At 43.4% G+C, this 9,569-nt stretch carries 13 protein-coding genes and 1 pseudogene; 1 reads left to right on the top strand and 13 read right to left on the bottom strand.

Annotated features, from left to right (window positions below; genetic code table 11):
• From ACKPQ4_RS00615 to ACKPQ4_RS00585, 7 genes are all read right to left on the bottom strand, one after another.
• Positions 1 to 242 (bottom strand): hypothetical protein (locus ACKPQ4_RS00615; RefSeq protein WP_407679270.1); only part of this gene is annotated, 242 nt, incomplete at its 3' end.
• Complete coding sequence (locus ACKPQ4_RS00610) at positions 242 to 982, bottom strand: cation:proton antiporter subunit C (protein WP_407679269.1); 741 nt, start codon at positions 980 to 982, stop codon at positions 242 to 244. The genes ACKPQ4_RS00610 and ACKPQ4_RS00615, both read right to left, overlap by 1 nt.
• A gap of 22 nt (positions 983 to 1,004) precedes the next feature.
• Entirely contained in the window at positions 1,005 to 1,715 is a 711-nt protein-coding gene (mbhE, locus tag ACKPQ4_RS00605) for a hydrogen gas-evolving membrane-bound hydrogenase subunit E (RefSeq protein ID WP_407679268.1), read from the bottom strand.
• A 40-nt stretch (positions 1,716 to 1,755) separates the two neighbouring features.
• Entirely contained in the window at positions 1,756 to 2,004 is a 249-nt protein-coding gene (locus tag ACKPQ4_RS00600; RefSeq protein ID WP_407679267.1) for a Na(+)/H(+) antiporter subunit B, read from the bottom strand.
• 3 nt (positions 2,005 to 2,007) lie between these two features.
• Positions 2,008 to 2,427, bottom strand: coding sequence for a monovalent cation/H(+) antiporter subunit G (mnhG, locus tag ACKPQ4_RS00595; RefSeq protein WP_407679266.1), 420 nt, complete (start codon positions 2,425 to 2,427; stop codon positions 2,008 to 2,010).
• Positions 2,424 to 2,741: a monovalent cation/H+ antiporter complex subunit F gene (locus ACKPQ4_RS00590; RefSeq protein WP_407679265.1), complete on the bottom strand. Its 318-nt coding sequence runs from the start codon at positions 2,739 to 2,741 to the stop codon at positions 2,424 to 2,426. Before ACKPQ4_RS00590 ends, mnhG begins: the two co-directional genes overlap by 4 nt.
• Positions 2,738 to 3,253 carry a Na+/H+ antiporter subunit E gene (locus ACKPQ4_RS00585; protein ID WP_407679264.1) on the bottom strand — a complete coding sequence of 172 codons (516 nt, stop codon included), beginning with the start codon at positions 3,251 to 3,253 and terminating at the stop codon, positions 2,738 to 2,740. Before ACKPQ4_RS00585 ends, ACKPQ4_RS00590 begins: the two co-directional genes overlap by 4 nt.
• Positions 3,254 to 3,422: 169 nt before the next feature.
• Here ACKPQ4_RS00585 and yaaA point away from each other — a divergent pair, with 169 nt between their 5' ends.
• Complete coding sequence (yaaA, locus tag ACKPQ4_RS00580) at positions 3,423 to 4,211, top strand: peroxide stress protein YaaA (RefSeq protein WP_407679263.1); 789 nt, start codon at positions 3,423 to 3,425, stop codon at positions 4,209 to 4,211.
• Position 4,212: 1 nt separating this feature from the next.
• On the opposite strand, the gene ACKPQ4_RS00575 is transcribed toward yaaA, so the two are convergent.
• The 6 genes and pseudogenes from ACKPQ4_RS00575 to rfbA form a co-directional block, all read right to left on the bottom strand.
• The gene (locus ACKPQ4_RS00575) at positions 4,213 to 4,401 is read right to left on the bottom strand and encodes a hypothetical protein (protein ID WP_407679262.1); all 189 of its coding nucleotides are present in this window, start codon (positions 4,399 to 4,401) and stop codon (positions 4,213 to 4,215) included.
• 1 nt (position 4,402) lies between these two features.
• Entirely contained in the window at positions 4,403 to 4,612 is a 210-nt protein-coding gene (locus ACKPQ4_RS00570; protein ID WP_407679261.1) for a hypothetical protein, read from the bottom strand.
• An 86-nt stretch (positions 4,613 to 4,698) separates the two neighbouring features.
• Positions 4,699 to 5,688 (bottom strand): GTPase ObgE, encoded by a 990-nt coding sequence (gene obgE / locus ACKPQ4_RS00565; RefSeq protein ID WP_407679260.1) that lies wholly within the window; start codon positions 5,686 to 5,688, stop codon positions 4,699 to 4,701.
• Positions 5,689 to 5,838: 150 nt separating this feature from the next.
• The gene (ahcY, locus tag ACKPQ4_RS00560; RefSeq protein WP_407679259.1) at positions 5,839 to 7,290 is read right to left on the bottom strand and encodes an adenosylhomocysteinase; all 1,452 of its coding nucleotides are present in this window, start codon (positions 7,288 to 7,290) and stop codon (positions 5,839 to 5,841) included.
• A 53-nt stretch (positions 7,291 to 7,343) separates the two neighbouring features.
• Positions 7,344 to 8,513 carry a methionine adenosyltransferase gene (gene metK, locus ACKPQ4_RS00555; protein ID WP_407679258.1) on the bottom strand — a complete coding sequence of 390 codons (1,170 nt, stop codon included), beginning with the start codon at positions 8,511 to 8,513 and terminating at the stop codon, positions 7,344 to 7,346.
• Between the two features lie 74 nt (positions 8,514 to 8,587).
• Positions 8,588 to 9,411 (bottom strand): annotated as a pseudogene (gene rfbA, locus ACKPQ4_RS00550) (glucose-1-phosphate thymidylyltransferase RfbA).
• Positions 9,412 to 9,569 lie beyond the last annotated feature (158 nt).

Genomic DNA, 9,569 nt, shown 5'->3' with positions numbered 1-9,569 from the left:
CGAAATTCAATGCCGACTCCTCTGGGGAACAAATCGAGTGACCAACCGCCAAGAATGTATGAAACTTCATGAACCGGAGACTCAATGGCTTGAAATAAAGTATCTACCGATACCCAAACCGTTGCCAGCATCGAGAGTACCGATACTGGATAACAAATCTTCTTGGACAATGCACCCCCTAAGGCACAGGCAACTGCTCCAAAAAGTGGAAATAAAACAATCCAAACAATAGAATCGCTCATCAGGATTTATCCTCCTTTGGCTTTCTTGCTGGCCGTCTTCTCTTAACAGGTTTGGGCTTATCGTTTTCCTTATTCGAAGATTTGGCCTGTTCTTTAGCAGGGTTATTTGTTTTTGTTCTGCTTTTCGATGCCTGTCGACGGCGGGGAGTAGGCTTATCGGATTTTGTTTTCCCGGTCGTTTGGCCTCGTTTGGACTGCCCTGCAGTTCCTCCTTTGTTGGCCGGGTTTCGTCTCCTGGGTCTACGTTTGTTCGAACCTCCTGCTTTACGAGAATCTTCCCGCTCAAGTTTTTCCAACAGTTCATCCTCCTCTACGGTGCCGTATCCACGATAAATTCGTAAACATACAGAAAGTGCAAGACCGAGTGTGGCCACCCCAACCACAATTGCGGTGAGCATTAATACATGGGGTAAGGGATTGGTATAGTTCGGCACAGCGGAAGCTTCCAACACTTTAGGACCGTGAGAAAGCAACTCCGTATAGTTGGAATCGAACTGTGCATGCGAACCGTGCGGATCATGCTCTGGTAAATAGATGGGTATGGTTGCTCCTTCCTTTACCCCAATCGAAACATAAAACAAAATAATCGCAGTTTGAAAAATCGACATTCCAATCAATTTTTTAATCAAATTATTCTTGGCGATCATCGCCCATAATCCGATCAATAATAGAACAACATAGATAAAATAATTTAACCGCTCGACCAGCAATTGATTGAATATGGAACCGTCTTCGAACATCAAAATCTATTATTTTTTGGGCTCACAGACCATCCCGCATCCGTCCATCGGTCGATAGACTTGCATAGAGGGCAAACATAATCGCAGTTACCGTAAACCCTACCCCGATTTCGACGCCAAGCATGGCATGATAACGAGCCATTTCCGGACTAACTGGAAAGATCTTGGCTAAATGGGCGTAATCCAAGAATTCTCCCCCAAGAAATAGCGATAACAGACCAATGCCTGCATAAATTACAATTCCAAGAGCAGCTACGGTAAAACAACGTTCGATTGGAAATCGGGCAAGGGCAGTTTTTAAATCCCATGACAGGGCAATAAGAATAAAACTCGCCCCCATTGTCACTCCTCCCTGAAAGCCTCCACCCGGACTGACATGCCCGTGGGCTAAGACATAGAAGGCGAAAATTTGGATAACTGGTACGATCAAACGAACGGTATTGGTAACAATCAAATCAGGCTCAAAATCAACTACAAATTCCCGATCCCGTGTCCTACTTTTAGGACCACCACGCAGAATTGAAAAAACGGCCAAGCCAGCAATAAAGACAACCACAGTTTCAAACATGGTGTCAAAGCCCCGGTAATCAGCCAATACCGCAGTGACCATGTTAGGAACTTCTGTATCCACGCCAGTATTGGCAATAAAATGGGAAGCTACCGGAGAGGAAGATGCGGGTGATTGTGGATCACCCCAGGCAGGAAAATCTTTAGCAGCCCAAGCGAGAAGCAATCCGATACAAAGGACAAGAATGAAAGCAGTCTTCTTAATATTAATCCTTCGCCTTGCGTTTAAGATTAAACACCGTCGCAATCAAGACCACTGTACTTACACCTGCACCAACGGTTGCCTCGGTAAAGGCAACATCAACCGCGCCCATTTCTGCCCATAGCAAACACATTAAAAAACTGTAAATAGCAAAAACGACGGCAGCTACAACCAAGTCGCGAACCCATAAACTAAGAACAGCAACCACTACGAGTAGGCAAAGAATCAAGGTATTGAATAATTCGAGGCCCATTTCTTATTTGCTTTTTGATTTAGCCCTGCGCTTTCTCAATTTATTTAAATCCTCTTCGCCGAGGGGCATTTCATCATCCTCAAAGGCTGCACGCATTAATGCATGCGAGCTAGTTGGTGTAGTAATGAATATAAAAAGAACAATGCCCAGTATCTTTAAAAGTAATAACCAACTGTTCGCGGAAAAATCTTCCATCATTACCAAGCCAAAACCAGTCAACATAAGCATGGTGGATAAGGTATCCCCTTTTCCCGCCGCATGCATACGCGTATAAAAATCAGGAAAGCGTACTACCCCGACTGCGGTACCAAGAAAAAAGATGAGCCCGACAATTCCCATACTCACACCAATCGCATGCACAAGAAACCAACCCGGACTGTTTACCGGTTCCGCAAGCACTGCAGATGCGAGTGTATCGATCAAGCCTTTAGCCTCCTTCTTGGTTTGGCCTTATCTTTTTCCATCTCCTGCAAAGGAACGGTACGATTAAAATAACGAGATACCACAATCGCACCCACAAAATTGAGCAAGGCATAAGCGATGGCAAAATCGACAAACATATCAACCCGGTCGAATAAAGTACCAATGATCACGAGAATAACTGCGGTTTTTGTCCCAATTACATTAGCACACAAAATACGATCAAATCCGGTCGGCCCCACAATAATTCGGTAAAGAATAGGAATCATCAAGACGAGCAGGGATGCCCCCATAATAATGGCAAACCATTCCTTCATCGTTTTATTTTCTTTCTTTTTAACACATCGGGTTCGAAAACCTCTGCTACTTTACGCTCAATCGCCCCCTCCAAAAGATCATCCTCGAGGAATTGGCTCATGGTATGAACATGAAACACATCGCCTCGAATCAACATCGTAATTGTGCCTGGAGTTAGGGTTATGGAATTGGCAAAAACAAATTTAGCAAAATCCGTTTTTAAATAAGTCTTAATGGTTACAATACGCGGAGCCACTTCCTCATACCCAGTACGGGTCATAGCTAATTTAAAAACATGCAGGTTGGCTTTGATTATTTCTACAATTAACCAGGGGATGTATTGTAAAAATGCACCTGCTTCACGCATCCGTTCTTCCCAGGTTTTTGAACGGTCATGAAAAAGAAAATCCTGAGAAATCCAAGTAATGAATAAACTGCTTACAACTCCGAGTCCCAAATGAAACGCATCAAACTTCCCGGAAAATACAATCCAGTTTGAAAGGAGCAGAAAGAAGACAACAATGGGATACACGAGAAATTTACTAATTAGTTCAAATCTAACTAAAAAAAGATATTTTAAAATTGGGGCAACCTAGATCGAAATTTTATTAATCGATATTTAACTAAACCGTAAAAGAAAATTAAAATAATCAATGCTTTCTCTACTTGATTCTGTTTTAAGTACAACTAGATTGTTTTAAATGATTATCCTCTTATCACCCGCTAAAACCTTGGATTTTGATAGCCCTTCTATCTGCGAGATCTGCACGAAACCGGATTTTCTTAATTTTTCAAATGCTTTGATTGGCGGACTTTCCAAATTATCAACTGAAGAAATTAGTTCTTTGATGGGATTAAGCTCAAAACTTGCCCAGCTCAATTATGAAAGATTTCAGAGTTGGACCAAAGAGCATCAGGTTGAAAACTCAAAGCAAGCCCTTATGGCTTTCAAAGGAGATGTTTATGAAGGGTTAAAGGCATGGGAATTCGATAAAAAAGATTTTGAGTATGCCCAGTCTAACTTACGAATACTTTCAGGACTTTATGGCCTCCTCAAACCACTCGACCTTATTCAGCCCTACAGACTAGAAATGGGTACGGTCTACTCAAACCCTGCAGGCAGAGATCTTTACGCTTTTTGGGGCGATCGTTTAGCCGATAGCATTCGCAAAGATCTCCATCATTCTGGAAATAATGCGGTGATTAATCTGGCGTCCCTGGAATATTCAAAGGCCGCTCAATTAAACAAGGTAGATACCCAAATCATTTCTCCCGTCTTCAAGGATGAGAAAAATGGAAAGTTTAAAATAATTAGTTTTTATGCGAAAAGAGCCCGCGGTCTTATGGCCAACTTTTTAATTTCCAAGCAAATAAAAAAGCCCGAAGGTTTGAAAAGATTTTCGGCAAACGGGTATGTCTACTCCGAAGATGAATCCACTTTGGAATCTCCCGTTTTTACAAGATCAGAAAAGCAGCGGGCTGCTGCATAGATCAGTTTTTAGGTTTCTTTTCGTTTGTAGCTGCTGCATTTTTTAATCGAGAAGCAACCGATTTCCTTTGCATGTCTCTGTAATAGGAAACATTGCCACGCCGCTTACTAAGCCCTTTACCAGACTTCCCTCCCCTACTTCCCATTTGGGCAGCTGCCTGGTTGAGAGGCTCTTTCCGTTGGTCTCCCATTCTAGCGATCCATACGGTCGAAGATTTCCAGCATTCGGTTTAATCGATTGTTTGATTCTTCCATCATCGCAAGTATGCGGTTTGCCCGTTCCTGATTGGTTTCATTCTCAATCACTGGAATAAACAAACCTCGTGTATCTCTAATTTCAGGGGCGTTTCGATTATTGATATCGATGATTCCTTGTTGATTTTGCCAATTTTCACTTTTCACACCCATGCCTTCTTTCTTTTGCACAAACGCTTGTGCAAAACAAGAGTAAAAATAAAAAAGTTATTCACGAAGATTTTTTTATTTTTTTAAGAAAATTTAATCAAAAGACGATTTTTCAACTCATCTAATCCATCTTCTAAAATTGCGGAAATTGGCAAAATATCGATTTCAGGAAAATGTTTCTTAAAAAGGATTAGATTGTTTTGGGCTTCTTCCTCATCAATCTTATTTCCCACAACTAAAAATTTCTTTTCCAAAAGACGGGGATCGTACTCACCAAGTTCTTTTTGCAAATGAGCAAAGTCATCAATGGGCGAGCGACCATCCGTAGCCGCCAGGTCGAGCAGGAAAAGAATCAAATGACATCTTTCAACATGCCTTAAAAAACGGTGGCCAAGACCACGATTTTCGGCCGCACCTTCAATCAGACCAGGAACATCGGCCATGGTAATTGTTTTAAATTCCTCAGCGTAATCTATTACACCGACTGTTGGCACAAGGGTGGTAAATGGGTACGCATCCACTTTGGGAGAGGCGTTGGACATTATGTTGAGTAGTGTGGACTTCCCTGCATTGGGAAAGCCGACCAAACCGACATCAGCAATAGTTTTGAGAGTAAAAACAAACTCACCCTCCATACCCGGCTTACCCTCTGTAAACTGGCGCGGTGTCTGATTAACAGAGGATTTAAAAGTCGCATTCCCTCGCCCTCCTTTTCCACCTTCGAGAATGAGAATTTCCTGCTCATGGTTCATTAGTTCGCAAATTATCTCACCTGTTTCCAAATCTCGGACTTCAGTGCCCAGAGGAACTTTTAGAATGCAGGGTACACCTCCCCTACCGTTTTGATCGCTCCCACGGCCTGGTTCTCCATTTTTTGCCTTCCATTGCTTTTTAAAATGAAAGGTTCTTAAATCTGAAACATTTTCATCCGCCTGCAATATCACTTCTCCACCCTTGCCCCCGTTGCCTCCGTTCGGACCACCCTTGGGAATATATTTCTGCCTCAAGAAGGACATGCAACCATCCCCTCCATTACCGGCTTTAAGAATAACTTTAGTTTCGTCGAAGAACATATATTTATGGGTAAAAGAGAGAGGAAAGCTTTAACACCTAACCCAAGCTTCCAAAATAGACAATCGTACAAAAACAAGAAAGCCCGCAAATAAATGCGGGCTTTCTAAATTTTCATCCCCTTCGATGAAAGGGATCTCGTACACTAAGAATTAATACCTGTAATGTTCAGGTTTGTAGGGACCTTCGACAGGAACACCAATATAATCTGCCTGATCTGTGGATAATTGGGTAAGTTTTGCTCCAAGTTTGTCTAAATGCAAACGGGCAACTTCCTCATCAAGTTCCTTACTTAAGCGTGTTACTCCAATATCACGGTCAGGGTTGTTACGAATGTCAATCTGAGCGATTGTTTGGTTAGTGAAACTATTCGACATAACAAAACTTGGATGACCGGTAGCACAGCCAAGGTTAATCAAGCGACCTTCAGCAAGTAGGTAGATGCTGCGACCATCAGGAAAAGTAAAGCGACTAACTGGGCCACCTGGGATATGATCTTCTTTGATAATTTCCTTCTTCACGCCGGGCATATTTTCCAATTCAGCGACTTGTATTTCATTGTCAAAGTGACCAATATTACAAACGATTGCTTGGTCTTTCATTTTGCTCATGTGCTCAGCAGTGATGATATCTTTGTTTCCGGTTGTAGTCACAAAAATATCAGCAGACTCGAGAGCATCCTCAATGGTGGTGACTTGGAATCCAGCCATGCATGCCTGAAGAGCACAAATTGGATCAACCTCCGAAACCATAACGCGAGCTTTCTCATTAAAGAGAGAATCAGCAGAACCTTTGCCTACATCACCAAACCCACAAATCATGGCAACTTTACCAGAGATCATAACATCCATAGCACGCTTAATACCGTCTACTAAAGAATGCCTGCAACCGTAGTTATTATCAAATTTTGACTTGGTTACAGAGTCATTAACATTGATTGCTTGAAAGAGAAGTTTTCCTTGCTCTTCCATTTCGATCAGACGATGAACACCCGTAGTGGTTTCTTCAGATACACCAACTACGCCTTGTGCAACTTGTGCCCAATGACCGGGTTTTTCGGCAAGAGTCTTGATAAGCAGTTTTTTGATCACTGCTTCCTCTTCACTGTCAGCTGGTGTGTTTACCCAATCCGAGCCGTTTTCCAACTCAAGCCCTTTGTGGATGAGCAGGGTGGCATCTCCACCATCGTCAACAATTTGATCAGGACCAGAACCGTCAGGCCATGTAAGAGCATTCCATGTACAATCCCAATATTCGTCCAAGGTTTCCCCCTTCCACGCAAATACTGGAACACCTGCTGCAGCAATAGCAGCGGCTGCATGGTCTTGGGTAGAGAAAATGTTGCATGAACACCAACGCACATCAGCTCCCAATTCGATTAATGTTTCAATCAGAACGGCAGTCTGAATAGTCATGTGCAAGGAACCCATGATCTTTACACCCGCAAGTGGTTTTGACGGGCCATATTTCGCACGAGTGGCCATGAGGCCAGGCATTTCGTGCTCGGCAATAGAGATTTCCTTACGACCAAATTCGGCCAAGGTCATATCGGCGACTTTGTAGTCAAGCGATGCAGGGGCGAGGGTATCTGTAGTAGTTGTCATAAATTATAAATCGAATGGAGTTGTTGTTTGGATGACTTAAATTTGTTTTTTAATTAGCTAATCGCATTCCGAAGCGAATCGGCCCGAGTTGTTTCTTCCCAAGGCAGATCGGTCTTACCAAAATGGCCGTAATGAGTGGTTTCACGGTAAATAGGTCGGAGCAGATTTAACTGAGATACAATTTCTGCAGGCTTGAAAGAAAATACTTCCCGAACAGCTTGTTCAATTTTTCCTTCTTCCACTTTCTCGGTACCAAAACAATCCAGGGTTATACTCGTGGGCTCAGGATGTCCAATTGCATAAGCTAGTTGGATTTCCACCCGCTCGGCAAGACCCGCGGCAACTACATTCTTAGCCACCCAGCGGCACATGTAAGCAGCCGAGCGATCCACTTTGCTGGGGTCTTTACCAGAAAAAGCACCGCCACCATGCCTACCCCAACCACCGTAGGTATCGACGATAATCTTTCTGCCAGTGAGCCCGGAATCTCCTTGTGGACCCCCAATCACAAAACGACCTGTTGGGTTGATTAAAAACTCTGTATCTGATGAAAGTAATTCTTGTGGCAGGGAAGGTTTGATAACTTCTTCACTTATAAAATCACGAATGGTTTCATTTGTAACATCAGCGGCGTGCTGGGTAGACACGACCACATTTTTGATGCCTACCATTTTTCCGCTTTCATACTGTAATGCCACTTGGGATTTACAATCTGGACGCAACCAAGGTGCCCGTTCTCCGGCATGTCGAATCTCAGCCATTCTACGCAAGATTCGATGGGCGAACATTACCGGTGCGGGCATGAGCTCATCGGTCTCGTTGCATGCATATCCAAACATGATGCCTTGATCTCCAGCTCCTTGTTCAGCAGTAGCCTTACCATCGGCAGCGGATGCATCAACGCCTTGCCCGATATCGCGCGATTGTGCTGTGAGCTGGTTGGTGATGAAAACTTGATCAGCATGAAAGACATCGTCATCATTTATATAACCAATCTTACGAATCGCCTCGCGTACTACATCTTCATAATCGAATTTCGCATCGGTGGTGATTTCACCGGCAATGGTCACGCAATTGCTTTTGACTAAAGTCTCGCAAGCTACGCGGCTTTGTGGATCTTGCTCTAGGCAAGCATCGAGAATGCTGTCTGAAATAGAATCAGAAACTTTGTCAGGATGGCCTTCACCAACGGATTCGGAAGAGAAAATAAATGACTTTGACATGTTTTAATTTCAACAAAAACAAACCAGCCATGCAAGTTTATTCATCAACGCATCATGATGCGTTGATGCGTTTTTTATTTTTTATTCTTACGAAGATGCAGTTCAGTGAGGTATTTTCCGTAGGTTGAAGAACCGTGTTCCTAGCTGTTTGCTCTAATTCTCCCAGGGTTAACCAACCCTTATACAGACCAATTTCCTCCAAGCAGGCAATTTTCAAGCCCTGTCTTCTTTCGATCACTTTTACAAAATCAGTTGCCGAAGCCAAACTATCGTGACTACCAGTGTCCAGCCATGCAGTTCCCCTGCCCATCACCTCGACAGAAAGCTCTCCGGCTTCCATATACACCCGGTTCAAATCGGTAATTTCCAATTCGCCACGGGGTGAAGGTTTTAACGCCTTGGCACGACCACTAGCTTGCTCGTCATAAAAATACAAACCAGGCACAGCATAGTTGGACTTTGGAGCTTTAGGTTTTTCTTCTAACGAAACCGCCCGTCCCCCAGAGTCAAATTCCACTACGCCATAACTAGTAGGATCAGAGACATGATAGCCAAAAATAGTGGCACCCGACGGACGGCTATCTGCCTCTGCGAGAATTTGTTCCAGTTCGTTACTGTAAAAAATATTGTCACCTAGAATTAAGGTCGATGGAGCACCATTCAAAAAGTCTTCCGCCAAGATTAAAGCTTGAGCAAGGCCATCCGGACTAGGTTGCTCAACATAACTCAAAGTTAAACCAAACCTCGAACCATCACCAAGTAATTCCTGGAACATAGGAAGATCACGGGGAGTGGAAATAATCAAGATTTCACGAATGCCAGCAAGCATAAGAATAGAAATCGGGTAATAGACCATTGGTTTGTCGTAAACAGGCATTAGTTGCTTACTTACTGCCATGGTTAGAGGGTACAGACGAGTCCCAGAACCTCCTGCGAGCACAATTCCTTTTCTTTGCTTCACGAGGCACCCAACCTTTCACGCTGATATTTGCCAGAAGTTACATTCTCGCACCATGCTAAGTTTGAGAGGTACCAATCAACTGTTTCTGCCACCCC

The organism is Candidatus Chordibacter forsetii (genome assembly GCF_964187505.1).
Classification (GTDB): domain Bacteria; phylum Verrucomicrobiota; class Verrucomicrobiia; order Opitutales; family Seribacteraceae; genus Chordibacter; species Chordibacter forsetii.
This window is presented reverse-complemented; position numbering and strand designations above follow the sequence as displayed.